General features: G+C 51.3%; 15 protein-coding genes. All 15 read left to right on the top strand.

Annotated features, from left to right (window positions below; genetic code table 11):
- Nucleotides 1-46 precede the first annotated feature (46 nt).
- The 15 genes from C2I18_RS05005 to C2I18_RS04935 all read left to right on the top strand — a co-directional run bounded on the left by C2I18_RS05005 (nucleotide 47) and on the right by C2I18_RS04935 (nucleotide 17,442).
- Nucleotides 47-418, top strand: coding sequence for a hypothetical protein (locus C2I18_RS05005; RefSeq protein ID WP_249900181.1), 372 nt, complete (start codon nucleotides 47-49; stop codon nucleotides 416-418).
- Between the two features lie 42 nt (nucleotides 419-460).
- A complete protein-coding gene (locus tag C2I18_RS05000) occupies nucleotides 461-640 on the top strand; it encodes a YfhD family protein (protein WP_249900180.1) in 180 nt (59 codons plus the stop codon).
- Nucleotides 641-1,011: 371 nt separating this feature from the next.
- A complete protein-coding gene (locus C2I18_RS04995; RefSeq protein ID WP_249900179.1) occupies nucleotides 1,012-3,441 on the top strand; it encodes a bifunctional diguanylate cyclase/phosphodiesterase in 2,430 nt (809 codons plus the stop codon).
- A 132-nt stretch (nucleotides 3,442-3,573) separates the two neighbouring features.
- On the top strand, nucleotides 3,574-4,134 hold the full coding sequence (locus C2I18_RS04990; RefSeq protein ID WP_249900178.1) for an RNA polymerase sigma factor: 561 nt from the start codon (nucleotides 3,574-3,576) through the stop codon (nucleotides 4,132-4,134).
- Complete coding sequence (locus C2I18_RS04985; protein WP_249900177.1) at nucleotides 4,094-5,752, top strand: DUF4179 domain-containing protein; 1,659 nt, start codon at nucleotides 4,094-4,096, stop codon at nucleotides 5,750-5,752. The genes C2I18_RS04990 and C2I18_RS04985 overlap by 41 nt, the downstream gene beginning before the upstream one ends.
- A gap of 112 nt (nucleotides 5,753-5,864) precedes the next feature.
- A complete protein-coding gene (locus C2I18_RS04980; protein ID WP_249900176.1) occupies nucleotides 5,865-6,443 on the top strand; it encodes a DNA-3-methyladenine glycosylase I in 579 nt (192 codons plus the stop codon).
- 97 nt (nucleotides 6,444-6,540) lie between these two features.
- Nucleotides 6,541-7,596 (top strand): 50S ribosomal protein L11 methyltransferase, encoded by a 1,056-nt coding sequence (gene prmA / locus C2I18_RS04975; RefSeq protein WP_249900175.1) that lies wholly within the window; start codon nucleotides 6,541-6,543, stop codon nucleotides 7,594-7,596.
- Nucleotides 7,597-7,598: 2 nt separating this feature from the next.
- Nucleotides 7,599-8,282: a site-2 protease family protein gene (locus C2I18_RS04970; RefSeq protein WP_249900174.1), complete on the top strand. Its 684-nt coding sequence runs from the start codon at nucleotides 7,599-7,601 to the stop codon at nucleotides 8,280-8,282.
- A gap of 144 nt (nucleotides 8,283-8,426) precedes the next feature.
- Complete coding sequence (locus C2I18_RS04965; RefSeq protein ID WP_249900173.1) at nucleotides 8,427-9,191, top strand: RsmE family RNA methyltransferase; 765 nt, start codon at nucleotides 8,427-8,429, stop codon at nucleotides 9,189-9,191.
- Nucleotides 9,192-9,194: 3 nt separating this feature from the next.
- Nucleotides 9,195-10,544 (top strand): tRNA (N(6)-L-threonylcarbamoyladenosine(37)-C(2))-methylthiotransferase MtaB, encoded by a 1,350-nt coding sequence (gene mtaB / locus C2I18_RS04960; RefSeq protein ID WP_249900172.1) that lies wholly within the window; start codon nucleotides 9,195-9,197, stop codon nucleotides 10,542-10,544.
- A gap of 682 nt (nucleotides 10,545-11,226) precedes the next feature.
- Entirely contained in the window at nucleotides 11,227-11,673 is a 447-nt protein-coding gene (locus C2I18_RS04955; RefSeq protein WP_249900171.1) for an NUDIX hydrolase, read from the top strand.
- 127 nt (nucleotides 11,674-11,800) lie between these two features.
- Entirely contained in the window at nucleotides 11,801-14,041 is a 2,241-nt protein-coding gene (locus C2I18_RS04950; protein ID WP_249900170.1) for an Ig-like domain-containing protein, read from the top strand.
- A gap of 190 nt (nucleotides 14,042-14,231) precedes the next feature.
- Nucleotides 14,232-14,801, top strand: a complete 570-nt coding sequence (locus C2I18_RS04945; protein WP_249900169.1) for an ECF-type riboflavin transporter substrate-binding protein — start codon at nucleotides 14,232-14,234, stop codon at nucleotides 14,799-14,801.
- Between the two features lie 110 nt (nucleotides 14,802-14,911).
- Nucleotides 14,912-16,618 (top strand): ABC transporter ATP-binding protein, encoded by a 1,707-nt coding sequence (locus C2I18_RS04940; RefSeq protein WP_249900168.1) that lies wholly within the window; start codon nucleotides 14,912-14,914, stop codon nucleotides 16,616-16,618.
- Complete coding sequence (locus tag C2I18_RS04935) at nucleotides 16,615-17,442, top strand: energy-coupling factor transporter transmembrane component T family protein (RefSeq protein WP_249900167.1); 828 nt, start codon at nucleotides 16,615-16,617, stop codon at nucleotides 17,440-17,442. The genes C2I18_RS04940 and C2I18_RS04935 overlap by 4 nt, the downstream gene beginning before the upstream one ends.
- Nucleotides 17,443-17,518 lie beyond the last annotated feature (76 nt).

Genomic DNA, 17,518 nt, shown 5'->3' with positions numbered 1-17,518 from the left:
CCTCAAATATGTGTTTTGCACTTTAGCCGGAAAGCGGGGATCACCCTTGTCTGAGAAAAATATACTTGCCTACTTCAAAGCACCGGAAGAAGCGGAGGGCGTGGCCCGGAAGCTTCAGGCACTCCGTGTGATCGACATGTCCATTGACACCTTCAGCAAATACCCCGGGGACGCCCGGTATACGGGGAATAACCCTCTGACTGGCGATATTCCCAGCCTGGCGACGATGACGCTGAATTCCGCGATTGACAGCCGTTCTGCAGGAATACTTGCTTCAGCGGATGCCAGTGCCAGCGGGATGAGCCACGGCGGAGACGGCGGTCCGACAGGCAGAAATATTTTGCTGACCGTAGTTTTGGACTCAGGTTCGTTTGACCAGGCTTTGAAAATCATCGAGGAAGCGGGCGGAATGATCTGATCGTTCCGGGCTACCGTTACACTTTTGGAGGCTGATAGCGAAATGGATAGAGAAAACTCGAATATTTTTTCCAAAACAGAAAAGCAAAAGATGCTGTATGAGGCCAAGGCGGAGGATGTGGAATTCTCGGCAGCTGAGGCAGACCACGATGATTTAGAGGCAATGGACCGTGCACAGGAAGCTGACAAACGGCAGCTGCATGAGATTATGAAAAAGGAATAGCGTTTGTTTGCTGAAATACCCCACAAGCTGTGGGGTGTTTTTTTTGGAAATATTAGTGTAGAGGTGTGCAGTTTTTTCTCAATCACAAGCCAGCGGGACGGGTCAAGAACAAATGACCGGCAGTTAAGATACACTTGTTATACAATTGGCAGAGCGCTAGTTCCCGTTATAGCGGAGAATCAGCGCTCTGTTGTGTAAAGACAGACAAGGTGCTGATAACAACGATACGCTACCAGCGGCGTAAGAATTTATTGCTTGTTCAAAAAAATATCCTCCTAATGTGTCGAAATATGACCTAATGTGACGATAATAATAGTATTCTACTAAAAGTATTATGGAAGACATCGGTTAGATGGCGGAGGGGGACTGGGATGGAGCATATACATGGTTCTCATGATAAGCTGCTTGTATTTTTTTCAATCATTATTGCTGTAGCCGCTTCATACACCGTGCTGGAGTTAGCAGGCAGGGTGGGCACGGCCAAAGGGAGACAGCGCTGGCAGTGGATTGTGTCCGGCGCAGTCATAATGGGGATGGGAGTGTGGTCAACGCATTTCGTCGGTATGCTTGCGCTGGAGCTGCCTTTTCCGGTTGCTTATAATATAACGGTCGTTGTGCTGTCTGTGGCAGTGGCGATTGTCGCATCGTTCATTGCACTGTTTGTGATCAGCACCCGTAACCCGGGGATGCGCCGGCTGCTGGGCGGTGGTGTGCTGCTGGCCTTAGGCATTGCCGGAATGCATTATATCGGAATGGTTGCCATGCAGATTGAAGTGAGGTATAAGCCCGGTTACGTAATTCTCTCGGTAATCATCGCTTTCGCTGCTTCTTTCGGGGCACTTGGGCTGTCTTCTTACATTATGAAAGGGGAACCGCAGAGATATTGGAAGAAGATCATATGCGGGCTGATTATGGGCGCAGCCATTTTGGGCATGCACTATACGGGGATGATGTCCGCCAATTTCATGCCGAATCATCACAATGCAGCCGTATCCGGCGTCTTTTTGGATAAAAAATGGCTTGCCTATGTGATTGCGGGGGGCACGCTGTTTACGCTGGGCCTGTCCATGCACGGGATATACATCTCCCGGCGGTTTTCCCATCACGAGACCGAGATCATGGTGAATGAAAAATGGTATAAATCGCTCTACGAGAATAATCAGGACGGGATATTGTCCATTGGCCTTAATCAGCGGATCATCGGATTTAATCGGGCAGCAGCCCAAATTATCGGTGTCAGCAGTGATCTGCTGCAGAACCAGACACTGGATTTTTTGCGGCAAATTGTGGCTGAGGAGGACCGTGAGCGGATGCATGACGTGTTCTCCAGTGCTTTTGAAGGCAAGGAAGTCAGCTATGAGACAGGCATTGTCCATCAGGACGGGCGCCGGGTAGAGGTCAATGTCATCAATGCACCGGTAATGGTGGACGGACAGGTTGTCGGAACCTATGTGATTGCCAGGGATGTGACTGAGGAAAAGCGGATCAAAGAGAAAAATCACTACCTTGCTTTTCATGACGAGCTCACCGGACTGCCGAACAGACGGATGTTTAACCAGCTGCTGTCACAGACCATTGAAAAGCATAGCGGAAAGCAGGAGCCTTTTGCTGTAATCGCGATGGACCTCGACCGCTTCAAATTCATTAATGACTCTCTGGGACATCTGTACGGCGATTTCTTTCTGCAGGAAATGAGCTGCCGGATCCGCAACAGCGTAGTGAATGAGAATGTTACCCTTGCCAGAATGGGCGGGGACGAGTTCGCCATGCTCTGCCGGTTCACGAGAAAGAATATGAACGTTACCGCTATTGCGGAACAGATGATCAGGGCAATCGAAAAGCCCTTCCATCTGAAGGATAGAGACTTCTATATTACGGCAAGTATCGGAATCGCTTTTTTTCCGGACCATGGCCAGGATGCGGCTGAGCTGCTCAAAAATGCGGATACTGCGATGTACGAGGTGAAGAAGAACGGCAGAAATGACTATCATTTTTTCTCGGACGATATGAACGGACAGCTGGCTGAACAGCTTGAACTGGAGGGTGACCTGCGAAAAGCGCTGGAGAATGGCGAACTTATGCTGCACTACCAGCCGCAGATGGAGGCAGATTCCAATCAGATTATCGGGGTGGAGGCCCTGGTGAGATGGCAGCACCCGCACAGAGGTCTGCTGTCTCCCGCCATATTCATTCCGCTTGCAGAAGAGACGGGCCAGATTGCGGAGATCGGGAATTGGGTGCTGCGGGAAGCCTGCCGTCAAATGCGCCAGTGGCATGAGGCGGGAGGACCGCGTATTCCGGTAGCGGTGAACTTATCCTCCCAGCAGTTTCACCAGTACAATCTGGTGGATGAAATCAGACAGATTCTTGAAGAGACAGGCCTGGCGCCCGAATATCTGGAGCTGGAGATTACGGAGAGCATGATGATGAATGCATCGGTATCGGCCGGCATACTGGGGCGGTTAGCCCGGATCGGGATCCGGATCAGCCTGGATGATTTCGGAACAGGGTACAGCTCGCTCAGTTATCTGAAGATGTACCCGATTCATAAATTAAAAATCGACCGTTCCTTTATTAAGGATATTGCCGTGAGCAGTAATGACCGGGCTATGATGGCGACGATTATTACGATGGCCCGGAATCTGAACATGCATGTCATTGCCGAGGGCATAGAGACCAGAGAGCAGCTTGATATTCTCGTGAGTAACGGCTGCAGTGAAATTCAGGGCTATTATTTCAGCCGCCCTCTGCCGCCGGAGGAGCTTAAGGAGAGGTTTCTGCTGGCGCTGCAGAGTATATAAAAGAAATATAAGGAGCATGGACCTTCCGGGGTTCATGTTTTTTTGTGTCCTGATCGTTTATGCTCATAAAATGAACCTTTTGACGATCCGGATTGTTATATAGACAGATCACACAGGAAAGGAGAGGCGCATGTGCAGAGCAATCGGGAGTTATTCGAAGCCTACAACAAGGACGTGTACCGGACCTGCTACTATATGGTACATAATGCTGCTGATGCCGAAGATCTGTGCCAGGAAGTGTTCATCACTGTATTCCGCAGCAGATGGGAAGATGTCAAATATCCCAGGGCATGGATTATGAAAATTGCCGTCAATACCTGCCTGAATCATCTGAAGCGCTCGCGCAGCCTGCAGAAGAAAGTCACGGAAAATCTGCATTTATGGAAGAGCCGGCAGGAAGCTACGGTGGAACGGGCTATTGAGGAAAAAGAAACGGCACGGGAATGGGGCGGCTATATGTCACAGTTGCCTGTGAAGATCAGAGCAGTACTGACGCTGAGATACATGCATGATTTCAGCCTGGCTGAAATTTCGGAAGCACTGTCCATTCCGGTAGGCACAGCCAAATCAAGACTGCATAAAGGCCTGAAACTGATGAAGGACATTCTGCAGGAAGCAGGAATTGAAGACGATGAGCGGAGGGAAGAGTATTATGAGCAAACTGGAAAATACATTGAAGCGTCAACTAAATGATGAAGGGTCTGTGCCTTATCCTGATTTCAACAAGATGTGGGACCAGGTGGAGGGGGCGGCAGAAGGCTTTCCGGGAAAAATGAGCAAAGCGGACGTGCGGGGCGGAAACCGCACAAGAAACTGGCGCAGAATGACTGTTGCCGCTTCACTCAGTGCGCTGCTGGCGGCTGCTCCTGTATATGCGGCCATCCAGTATGACTGGGGCAATCTGCTTCGTGAGAAAGACGGTATTCAGGCGGCCCTGGATCAGAACCTCGGGCAGCAGCTGGAACAGTCTGTAACCAAAGACGGGGTAACGCTGACGCTTCATACAGCTATAGTCGATGAGAACCGCACGGTCATCCTGTACAGTATGGATGTAGGTGAACGGGATGACAAGGAGATCTGGAAAGTGAGTGGAATGTCCTTGGCGGATGAACAGGGCAACACTGTTGAGGCGGACCAATACTATCAGCAGTGGGATGAAGAGCAGCAGCGGTACAACGGGTACTTTGAGACGGACTGGACGCCCGGGAAGAGTGAGGCCAAGGTTACTTTGGCTGCAGCTGCTGTGCAGTCCTTCAGCCAGGCGGAGCAGGAGCTGTCCCTAAACAGCAATTCCACGGAGCCGCAGACTTTTCAGCTGGGTGTGGAAGGGATGAAAAGCATAGAGGTCAAGCCGTTTGACCAGAACGGGGATAAGAAGCTATTTGCTTCTGCAGTGACCTTCAGTAATCCGGATGCCAAGGAATGGGTATATCCGCAGCTCACGGCTTATAGAGGCAGCACTCATGTGGAGCCACTTCCAGAACAGGTCTTTGGTACGCCGGGAGACAACGGGGAGTATACGCTGAAGCAGTATTTTAAGGCTTCCGAAATTCCGGATGGACAGACCAGTTATAAGCTGCAATACACCAAGCTGGAGCGTAACATCAGCGGGGGATGGTCATTCGATCTGCAGCTGAGCAAAAAGCTGATGGAAAGCGGGACGATAAAGACCGCGCTGAATGCTCCGCTGGAAGCAGGAGATACCATGCACAGCTTTGAACAGATGGTAGTTACGCCGACGCAGATTCGTGTAACTTTAAAGGCTAAGGAGAAATACAAGCAGCTGCCATATTATAAGTATAATCTTGAAGTAGGCGGTACTGTGCTGGAAGGATATTTATACCTGTCTCCAGACGATGATCCATACCTGCTTACACTGAAATTTGAACGTCCCGCCGGTCTTGTTATAGATGCACAGACGGACATTACCTTTGTGGGGAAATACAAGGTTACCAATCATGAAGATGACACAACCCCGCTGCTCCTGAAAAACATTTCTGCAGAAAAACAGACTGTCATCAGGGAAACAGGCGGGTATGACGTGAAATGGACCTACTATATGCAGGGTAAGGATTTGTATGTTGAGACCGAAAGCGATGATCACCACTTCGGCGGAATCAATCAGACTTATATCGGCCTGGGGAATGAGCGCATTCTGGGCAGACCGGTAACCGTTAATTTTGCGGGCGACGGTAATAACAAAGCCATTGATGTCTATAAGGATTTCAAAGGCACAGAAGCTTCTATATACATGTTCAATTACAATACTGATGAACCGGACAAGGAGACGCGGGTACAGCTTCGCCCTTAATTCTCCGGTACACAAAACGCTCCCAGCCTGACGGCGGGGGCTTTTTGTGCTGTTACAGTTAAAATAAGATAATATATTCTATAAGATAATTGTCATGAGGAGAGAATGTGAATTGGAGATCACCCGCTGTTCCTGGGTCAATGAAGATCCGCTATATATTGCTTACCATGATGATGAGTGGGGCAAGCCGCTGTACGATGACATGAAGCTGTTCGAGCTGCTGATGCTGGAGGGGATGCAGGCCGGTCTCAGCTGGTACACGGTCCTCAAAAAACGCGAGCGCTTCCGGGAAGTGTTCGACGGATTTGATCCGGATCGAATCGTACATTACGATGAAGCCAAAATTACGGAGCTGATGAACGACCCGGGCATTATCCGCAACCGGCTGAAAATTAACGCCACTATCCGTAACGCTGGTGTATACCAGCAGATTTGCCGGGAAGAAGGAAGCTTCGGCAGGTATCTTTGGAGCTTTGTTGGCGGAACGCCAATGATTAACCAATGGGAGACACGGGATGAGGTGCCTGCAACCACAGCGGAATCCGACCGTATGAGTAAGTCTCTGGCCAAAAAAGGAATGAAGTTCACCGGTTCTACCATCTGTTATGCTTTTATGCAGGCTTCCGGCATGGTGAACGACCATGTATCCGGCTGCTTTTGTGCCCCGGGGCTGCAAGATTCCCGGAGCTGATCCGCAGTTTGGCGCTACCCCGGGCAGAAATGGTATACTGTTTAAAACCTGGATACAGCTTTACGGTGCACACAAAATTTTAGGAGGACCCACACAGATGTTATGGCATGAACTTACGGTACATACAACAGAAGAGGCGCAGGAGATGATTTCCAATCTGCTGTATGAGGCCGGAGCGGGCGGTGTTTCCATTGAAGAATCCGGAACGCTGAACAAAACACGCGATACCCGTTATGGTGAATTATACGATGAGCCGCTTAATGATATCCCTGAAGGGGAAGCGGTAATCAAAGGCTATTATGCCGAGTCTGTCTCCATGGACGACATTATAGAAGAGCTGACTCCCCGGGTTGAGGAGCTGAAGGAATTCGGCATTGATCCCGGCAAGGCGCTGATTTCCTGGAAAACTGTGGATGAGGATGAATGGTCCCACGCCTGGAAAGCTTACTTCAAGCCGCTGCGCGTATCGGAGAGGCTTACAATCAAGCCTACCTGGGAAGAATATACACCAGCCGGTCCGGACGAGCGGATTATTGAAATCGATCCCGGCATGGCTTTCGGCACAGGTACACATCCTACGACCGCCTTGTGTCTGCGGGCCCTGGAGAAGCATGTTGCCGGAGGGGAGGACGTCATTGACGTGGGAACCGGCTCCGGTATTCTCGCTGTAGGGGCGATGCTGCTGGGTGCTAAGTCCGTATTGGCGCTTGACCTGGACCCGGTGGCTGTTGAAAGTGCCCGTGAGAATGTGGCATTAAACCGGATGCAGGAGAGTATAACGGTAAAAGAAAGCGATCTGCTGTCGCTGTTCGGCGGCGAAAGCGCTGCTGATACAGATGCGGGAAATATGTGGCCTTCTGCCAGACCGGGCCAGGCGGGAGTGCAGGATGACGCTGCAGCACAAAATGGTGAAGGCGGGATCGGTGTAACGCTGCCGGTGAAGATCGTGGTCGCCAATATTCTGGCGGAAATTCTTGTATTGTTCCCCGATGATGTGTTCCGTGCGCTGCAGCCTGGCGGAATCTATATCACTTCCGGCATTTACAAGGATAAGGAAGGGCTTGTGTCCCGGGCGCTTGAAGCTTCCGGTTTTGAAATTATCGAAATTACCCGTGAAGAAGACTGGGTGGCCATTACAGCCGGAAAGAGGTAGAGATGGATTTTCTGGAAAGCATTATACGTATCCCCCTGGAGCAGCTGCCGTTCTGGCTGGTGACCATCCTGATTGCCTTTACAGTGCATGAGTTCGCCCACGCGTACTTTGCCAACAAATTCGGCGATCCGACGGCAAGGCTGCTGGGGCGCATGACGCTTAACCCTGCGGTACATTTTGATCTGTTCGGTATTATCCTGCTGGTTATAGCGGGTTTCGGCTGGGCGCGCCCGGTACCGGTGAACCGTGAGAACTTCAGCCGTCCCCGTCTGATGGGGGTTATTGTGTCCGCAGTAGGGCCGATCAGCAACCTGCTGCTGGGGATTCTTGGTTCTTTGATCTATGCGGCTCTTTTTGCGACCGGAGTTATGGATTCCATCAGCAATGAGCGTTTGCTTCAAGCAATTTACTGGTTTTTCGGCATCTTTATTCAGCTTAATTTCTTCCTGTTCCTGTTCAACCTCCTGCCCCTGCCTCCTCTCGACGGATACCGGATTGTAGAGGATTTGGCCCCGCGTCCCATCCGCGGCAGGCTGCAGCAGTATGAACAGTGGGGGATGTTTATCTTTTTACTGATTTTGTTTATCCCCGGACTTCGTGCCTATACAATAACTCCGCTGTATAACTGGGCTGACCAGATGACACTCGGATTTTACCGTTTCTTCGCGGTGATTTTCGGACTGTAACTGGGACTGGTCATGGCCAGTCAAACGTTGTATCATGTAATGTGGTAATTTTGATAAAGGGTCAAGCGCATAGGACGGCGGCCGGTCACCTGAACAGCGGGAACGCCGCCGTTTTAACTGAATAATGAACAGGATGATGATAACATGCAGCGGTATTTTGTAACGCCGGAGCAGTTTGGTCAAGACACGGTGGTCCTGGACGGCGAGGACGCGAGGCATATTGCCAAGGTTATGCGCGGCAAGGCCGGGGACAAGCTGATTGTCAGTGACGGTGTCTCCCGTGAGGCTCTGGTTGCGATTGCTTCTATAGAGATTGGTGAAGTGACTGCCACTATACTGGAATCCCTGGAAATGACACATGAGCCGCGGATCCAGATAACAGTGGCCCAGAGTCTGCCCAAGGGGGACAAGCTGGAGACGGTGATTCAAAAATGCACTGAAATCGGCGCTGTGGCGTTTGTGCCTTTTCTGTCAGAGCGCACGATTGTTCAATATGATGAGCGCAAGGAGAGCAAACGGCTGGACCGCTGGCGTAAAATCTGCAAGGAGGCTGCCGAGCAGGCCCACCGCAATATTGTTCCCAAGGTAAGCTCACCGCTCGGCTGGAAGCAGCTGCTGGGGAGCTTCAGCGGATATGATGCCGTATATTTTTGTTATGAAAAAGAAGAAGGACTGCAGCTGCGCAGTGCAGCCGCACCGTGGCTGGCTGGGCTTGAGCCTGAATCCAGTGCCAAGGTGCTGGTTATTGTCGGGCCGGAAGGCGGCTTCAGCGAAGAGGAATGCGAAGCGGCTGAAGCTGCCGGTGCAGTCTCTGTCGGTCTGGGACGGCGTATTCTGCGCTGTGAAACGGCGGGGATGGTTGCCGCAGCCTGCATCCTGTATGAATCCGGAGAAATGGGGGGAGCTTGAAGAATGCCATCCGTAGCATTTTATACTTTAGGTTGTAAAGTCAATTTCTATGACACTGAAGCCATCTGGCAGCTTTTCAAAAATGAGGGTTACGAGCAGGTTGATTTTGAGGGACCTGCCGACGTATACCTGATCAATACCTGTACGGTAACTAACACCGGTGACAAAAAGAGCCGGCAGATGATCCGCCGTGCCGTCCGCCGCAACCCTGAGGCGATTGTTGCCGTAACGGGCTGCTATGCACAGACCTCGCCAGGCGAGATTCTGGATATTCCCGGCGTCGATCTTGTCATCGGCAACCAGGACCGTGAGCATATTATGACCCATGTGAAGAATATCCAGGAGTCACGCCAGCCGGTCAACGCGGTCCGCAACATTATGAAGACCCGTGAATTCGAAGAGATGGATGTGCCGGGATTTGCCGACCGGACGCGTGCTTTTATGAAGATCCAGGACGGATGCAACAACTTCTGCACCTTCTGCATCATTCCATGGTCCCGCGGGCTGTCGCGCAGCCGTGATCCGAAATCGATCGTTGCCCAGGCGCATCAGCTGGTGGAAGCGGGCTACAAGGAATTTGTCCTGACCGGAATCCACACCGGCGGATACGGCGATGATCTGGACAACTACCGCCTTTCTGATCTGCTGTGGGAACTCGACAAGGTGGACGGGCTGGAGCGCGTGCGGATCAGCTCCATTGAAGCGAGCCAGATTGACGAGCGGCTGCTTGAGGTGCTGAACCGGAGCAGCAAGATGTGCCGCCATCTGCATATTCCGCTGCAGGCCGGACATAACGAGGTGCTGAAGACGATGCGCCGCAAATACACGACGGAAGAATATTATGCCAAAATGCAGCTGATCCGCCAGGCGATGCCTGATGTCGGAATCACGACTGACGTGATTGTCGGCTTCCCGGGCGAGACCGACGAGATGTTCCGGGCCGGATACGAGTTCATGAAGGCCGTGAACTACTCCGAAATGCATGTATTCCCGTATTCCAAACGCACAGGAACACCTGCCGCGCGGATGCTCAATCAGGTCGATGAGGACATCAAAAATGTCCGGGTACAGGAGCTGATCGATCTCTCCGAAGAGATGCAGCTTGCCTATGCGCGCAAATTCGTCGGCAAGACATTGTCCGTCATTCCGGAGCGCTCGGCCAAGGGTGCACCGGGACGGGCAATCCAGCACGGTTTCAGTGACAATTACCTGCAGGTATTCTTTAACGGGGATGATTCGCTGCAGGGCGAGATCTGCCAGGTGAAGATTACCGAAGCAGGCGTGAATGAATGCCGCGGCGAGCTGGTAGGCGTCAGCCGCAGCGGTCTGCGGGAACGCGAAATCGTATCTTAATAAGACGCACAGTTAAAGAACGGCGCTTCCTTGTAATAAGGACAGCGCCGTTTTTTGTTATTATAGTAAGGGCCCCTGTAAAGTGTCTGAATACGCATGGGGCCTCTTTCCCATGGCAGGCAGCGGCGCATTCTACTCGGTTTTTCGAGTACAAAGGGCTGCTTAGGCTCCGCAGCGACCCAATGTACTCGGTTTTTCGAGTACAAAGGGCTGCTTAGGCTCCGCAGCGACCCAATGTACTCGGTTTTTCGAGTACAAAGGGCTGCTTAGGCTCCGCAGCGGCGCAATGTACTCGGTTTTTCGAGTATAAAGAGCAGCTTAGGCTCCGCAGCGACCAAATGTACTCGGTTTTTCGAGTACAAAGGGCTGCTTAGGCTCCGCAGCGGCGCAATGTACTCGGTTTTTCGAGTACAAAGGGCAGCTTAGGCTCCGCAGCGGCGCAATGTACTCGGTTTTTCGAGTACAAAGGGCTGCTTAGGCTCCGCAGCGGCGCAATGTACTCGGTTTTTCGAGTACAAATTGCCGCTCTCCCTTCACAGTGGCACAATGTACTCGGTTTTTCGAGTATAATGGTCTACCTTCCCTTCGCCGTACAATTTGCACTATACAGAGGGTTCTGATTTATGGGTAATATATTTGTAACATCAATTATGTGCATGCTTCCGAAGGCGAGGAGATAAACATGACGCACAAACAGATATCGGCAGGCGGCCTGGTATACCGGCGGGCCAGATCGGGCCTGGAGATCCAGCTTATTGTGGACCGCTACGGCAAAGTGGCGCTTCCGAAAGGCAAGATGGAGACAGGGGAGACCATAGAGGAAACGGCGCTGCGCGAAATCCGCGAGGAGACAGGCACGATCGGGGCTATCCGGGGGCCGATTGATATTATCAGATATACCTTTCAGCATCCGGTGCACGGTAAGGTGGACAAAGAGGTGCATTATTTTCTGGTGGAAGCTACAGGCGGGGTGACCAAAGCTCAAACGGAGGAAATCAGTGCAGTGGAATGGCATGAGCCGGAAGCGGCATGGGCGAGAGGGCTGAGTCACTTGTACAGGAATAATATTCATATTCTTCAAAAAGCATTGTCCATGTTAGGTATTGAAGTGACACTGAATAATAGTTAAAAAGTCCTGAATTCAGCCGAAACGGAAAATAAACGGCCATTAGGGTAAACACTTGGGGTGAAATTGTCGATATAGTGGAAGAGTGTGGTAAAGACCACAGACAATACACTGCCTAAGGAGAGAACCAATGAACGTGTACAGGAAAATGACGAAAATGCTCTTCATATTGATACTGCTGACCGCCGTAGCTTTTCCGGTAAACGTCTTTGCAGCGGCAGGCGACACGAATTCCATTGAACTGGACAGTTCGGACAAAGTGGAGCTTACCGTCGGACAGACACCCAAGCAGATAAAGGTATATGCCAACATTGAAGGCTCCTCCTCCAAAAGGGATGTGACGGCCGCAGCCGTCTGGAGCTCCTCGAATACCGGCGTAGTTAGAGTAATCAACGGTGTACTGACACCGGTGGATAGCGGTACCGCAATGATTACAGCTACATATAACAATGCGGTAGATACCCTGGAAGTATCCGTAACCCATCCTTACAAAGAATTAACACTGGAGCGCAGCTCTGACGGGAACTATAAATTAGGCGACAGCGATGAAACGCTGCAGGTCAAAGCCAAGGCTGTGGGCGGTCAATCCGCTACATCTACGGTTGATGTCAGCGAGGATGCAGATTGGAGCAGCTCCAACACAGGCGTGCTGACCATTTCGGGCGGACAAATCAAGCTGGTGGGTGAAGGTACGGCGACGATTACCGCCAAGTACAAAGGTCTGACTGCCACCTTCAAAGCCGTTGTAACGCTGCCTTATTCAGCGATTTCGCTGAAGCAGGGCGAGAAGGAAATCAAAGAGCTGGAAATGCTGGTCGGAGATGACCCGGTTCAATTAACTGCAGTGACCAAAGCCACGGCGGACAGCTCGGAGAGTAACATTGCCGGCAAAGCGGAATGGAGCAGCTCCAGCGAAAGTGTTGCTAAGGTTGAAGCCGGTAAAATTACCGTGCTGGCTGCAGGCAAAGCTGTTATTACAGCAAGCTATCTCGGAGTTTCCAAATCGGTAGATGTATATGTACGTGCGCCTTATGAAGCGCTGCTGCTGGATCCATCGGGCGACCAGTCGCTTTTCCTGGGTGAAAGCCTCAAGGTTAAAGCCGAAATGAGAAATGCCATTAACTCGACCAAAAATGAATCGTCAAGCGCGAACTGGAGCTCTGACAATCAGCTGACAGCAACAGTCACCAAAGATACAGCAGCTTCGGAAGATGCAGCAGCAACTGTTACTGCCAAAGCGGTTGGAAATGCTGTCATCAAGGCGGAAAATCTGGGAGTCAGCAAAACATTCAAACTGACCGTTTACCCGACGCTCACTGAAATGGTGATTGATAAGACGGAGCTGGAGCTGTACACAGCGGACTCTGTAAGCCTGCCGAAGGTCAGCGGAACAAAGCTGGACGGAACAAAGCTGGATATCAGCCAGGAGATCGAGTGGTCTTCCGCTGACGAAGAGATTATCACTGTTAAAGACGGCAAGATCGTTGCCGGTAAAGCCGGAACCGTGACGGTGACAGGCAAAATCAAAGACGGCAATGTATCTGGCAAGGGTGCAGCCGTACGTTCACAGAGCGTTGAACTGAAAGTGACTGTACAGAATAAAGTGCTCGTCCTGATTGGACCTGAAGAGCCGCTTGGCCTTGTTATCGGTGAAGAAAATCCGCTTCCGTCCGTAAATGCGGTACTGGAGAACGGCGAGGAACTTGACGTTACCGATACAATCACCTGGGAACTCACCGGAACCAATGCCATCATCAAACAGACAGCTGCCGTCAAGTCTATCAAAGGCCTGCTCAAAGGCTCTGCAACCCTTAAAGGAACTTATGCCAACAAAACTATCAGTGTACCGGTGACGATTGAACAGAAGGTCGTGAAGCTGGTCGTTGAGCCAAGCACACTGGAAATGAATATTAAGGGCTCCAAGACGATTAAGGTAACCGGTTATTTCTCGAACGGCAAGACCGCTAACTTCTCCAGCGGAATGAACTGGGAATCGTCGAATACGTCAGTTGCCACCGTGAAGGGGACATCCGTCAAGGCTGTATCCGAAGGGACGGCAACGTTGACCGGGTCTTATCAAGGCATTACCGCAACCGTCAAAATTAACGTTGTTCCTAAACTCACCAAGCTGACGGTCAGTGAAAATAAACTGAATCTGGCTCCTGGAGGAGTGAAAACGGTAGTGGTAACGGCGCTGTATGATACAGGCAAAACGGCGGCAGTCACCGGAAGTGTCGTATGGACCAGCTCCAAGCCATCCGTAGCAAAGGTGAATGCGTCCGGAACTATTACAGCAGTAAGCAAAGGAACCACTTCTATCAAAGGCAAGCTGAACAATAAAACAGTTACGGTATCCGTTACTGTAAAATAGATTGCCGCATAACTGAAACTGCAAGGCCGTTCCCAAGGCGGTCTTGCAATTTTTTTTAATTCATAAATATTTGACATTCATATAGAAATACCAAGTAAACCAATGTATAATATCTGAAACATACATAAAGTTCCTGTATCATCCAGATGAGATGCAGGCATCGCTTTGACACAATCCATTTTAAAGGGAGATGAAGCAGGTGGCCAAAACAAAGGCGTTATCGGTCAAAACAATTGTAGCCATTGGCATCGGTTCGGCATTGTTCGTTGTATTGGGGAGGTTCGGATCCATTCCTTCCGGAATCCCGAATACCAATATTGAGACCACCTACGCATTGCTGGCGTTATTCGCGCTGTTGTACGGACCGGCTGCGGGGCTGCTTATCGGCCTGATCGGGCATACGCTGAAGGATGCCATTTTCTACGGCTCACCATGGTTCAGCTGGGTCATCTCTTCCGGCCTCGTGGGACTGGTTATCGGGCTGCTGGTCGCCAGAATTTCCATTCAGGATGGCGAGTTTGGCAGAAAGGAAATCATCCGGTTTAACATTGCACAGATCGTGGCGAATGCTGTTGCCTGGTTTGTGGCGGCCCCGCTGCTCGATATTCTGATCTATGCGGAACCGGCCAACAAGGTGTTCACGCAGGGGCTGATCGCCGGAGCCTCAAATATTGTAACCGTGGCGGTCATCGGAACACTGCTGGCAGCGGCCTATGCCAAGACCAGAACAAAGCCGGGAAGCTTAAGCAGTCTGAACTGAAATAAGATTTAACAGCAGGCCGGTGACTATCACCGGTTTTTCTGTTGTAATAGGAGATAACGCAGATTACGATACTGATTACGATTACAGCTAAAAGAGGAAGGTCATCAATGAACAAACCGGTAATTGAATTCACGGATTTCAGCTTTACCTACCGTGCCCAGTCGGAACCCACGCTGCGCGGGATTAGTTTGATTATCAGGGAAGGGGAAAAAGTGCTGATTGCCGGGCCTTCCGGTTCAGGAAAAAGCACGCTGGCCCACTGCATCAACGGCCTGATTCCCTTTGTTTATGCTGGAGAGATGAGCGGCAGCCTGCGGATCATGGGCCGGGAACCGAAGGAGCTTAGTGTGGTGGAACTGTCAGAAATGGTCGGCACGGTACTGCAGGATCCGGACGGGCAATTTGTCGGGCTTACAGTCGGTGAGGACATTGCCTTCACGCTGGAGAACCAGTCGGTGCTGCAGCAGGAAATGGCTGATAAAGTAACCGCAGCGGCGAGGGCTGTCGATATCCATGAGCTGCTGGGAGCATCACCGCAGGAGCTGTCCGGCGGTCAAAAGCAGAGAACCATGCTTGCCGGTGTCCTTGTCGGCGATGTTGACATTCTGCTGTTCGATGAACCGCTGGCCAGCCTGGATCCTTATACGGGCGCCAAGACTATTGAACTGATTGACCGTGTACAGCAGGAAACCGGGAAGACGGTGGTCATTATCGAGCATCGCCTGGAGGAGGTGCTGCACCGGAGTGTGGACCGGATTATTGTTATGACTGACGGGACGATCGCGGCAGACCTGCCGGCGGCTGAACTTCTGAGCTCTCCCCGGCTTAGGGATGCAGGAATCCGGGAACCCCTGTATCTTACGGCCTTGAGGTACGCCGGTTGCTCTATCACCCCGGATATGCATCCCGAGCACCTGGACCATATCAATCTGAAAGACAGCGCAGGCAAGCTCCGGGAGTGGTATCACGGCAGCAGTGTGCTGCCCGGAGAGCATGAGCCTGAAGCGCTGCTAGAGCTAAGAGATCTTTCCTTTGGCTATGAAAAAAACAGCCCGGTACTGCAGCGGCTCTCGTTCCGGGCAGGAAAGGGTGAAATGCTCTGTATCGCGGGGCGCAACGGCGCAGGCAAGTCCACGGTTTCGAAGCTGATCTGCGGCTTTTACAAACCGTCATCCGGGATGATTCTGCTGAATGGGCGTGATCTCGCTACAGATACGATTAAGCAGCGTGCGGAGCATATCGGGTTTGTAATGCAGAATCCTAATCACATGATTTCCAGGACACTTATATACGATGAGGTAGCTTTGGGGCTCAAGCTGAGAGGGGTGCCGGAAGACGTGATCCGCAATCGTGTCCACGAAGTGCTTAAGGTGTGCGGGTTATTTAAGTTCCGTGAATGGCCGGTTTCAGCACTCAGCTACGGACAGAAAAAACGCGTCACCATCGCCTCCATTCTGGTGCTTGCGCCTGAGGTAATTATTCTGGATGAACCGACCGCCGGACAGGACTACAGGCATTACAACGAAATGATGGAATTTCTGCTGGGGCTGAGAGATCAGGGGATTACGGTCATCATGATCACACATGATATGCACCTGATGCTGGAGTACGCGCAGCGGGCAATTGTTCTGGCTGACGGAATCAAGCTGGCTGACGACCGGCCGGAGCGGATTTTGACGGACAGGGAAATTGTGGAGCGTGCCCGTCTGAAGGAGACCTCGCTATTCGGGCTGGCAAAAAAGGCAGGCTTGGAGCAGCCCAGGGATTTTGTCCGCCATTTTATCGCTTATGACAGGAGGGCCCGGCGCGGATGAAGGCCAGAATGCTGACGTTTACGAAGCAGGATTCACCGGTTCACCGGCTTACAGGTGCTACCAAACTGATTGTATTTGCCCTCTGGTCGATATCGGCGATGATTACCTATGACACCAGAGGCCTGCTGCTGATGTTGTTGTCGGGTGTTATTATTTTCAGAATCTCGAAAGTCCGTTTTCAGGATTACGCTTTTGTGCTTTATTTTATATTGTTCTTTTTTCTGCTTAACCAGATCGCTATATTTGTATTCTCTCCTTTGGAAGGGACGCGCATATACGGCAGCAGGCATGATCTTCTTCATCTTGCCGGCCGCTATACAGTAACAGCGGAGCAGCTTTTCTACCAGTTTAATATCGGTTTAAAGTATGCGGTTGTCATCCCGATGGCTCTTTTGTTCCTTTTGACGACAGACCCTGGTGAGTTTGCTTCCTCGCTGAACCGTGTCGGGGTTAATTATAAAATCGCCTATTCGGTATCGCTTGCCCTGCGCTATATTCCGGATATCCAGCGTGACTATGAAAATATCTCGTTTGCCGCCCAGGCAAAGGGAATCGATCTTTCACGGAAAGAGAAGCTCTTCAAGCGGCTGAAAAATGTGGTGTCCATTCTGATGCCCCTCATTCTCAGCAGCATTGAGCGGATCGAGAAAATCAGCACGGCCATGGAGCTGAGGGGCTTCGGGGCCGGGCGGAAACGGACCTGGTACCGGGCCCGTCCCTTCACCAGAAACGATTATCTTGCCTTGGGGATCATTGCACTCATTGCCGCTGCTGCCACGGTGATAACCTTTTATGACGGGTCGAGGTTTTACAGCATTTTTTAAAAGGGAAATGCATTAGTACTGCGGCGCCGATTGAAGTATAATAGTACAGCGATTGAAAAGACTGGGGATTAAGGGT

Origin of the sequence: Paenibacillus sp. PK3_47, from assembly GCF_023520895.1 — a bacterium.
Lineage (GTDB): Bacteria > Bacillota > Bacilli > Paenibacillales > Paenibacillaceae > Paenibacillus_AQ.
The sequence above is the reverse complement of the archived record's forward strand: the minus strand, read 5'-3'. Positions and strand labels throughout refer to the sequence as shown.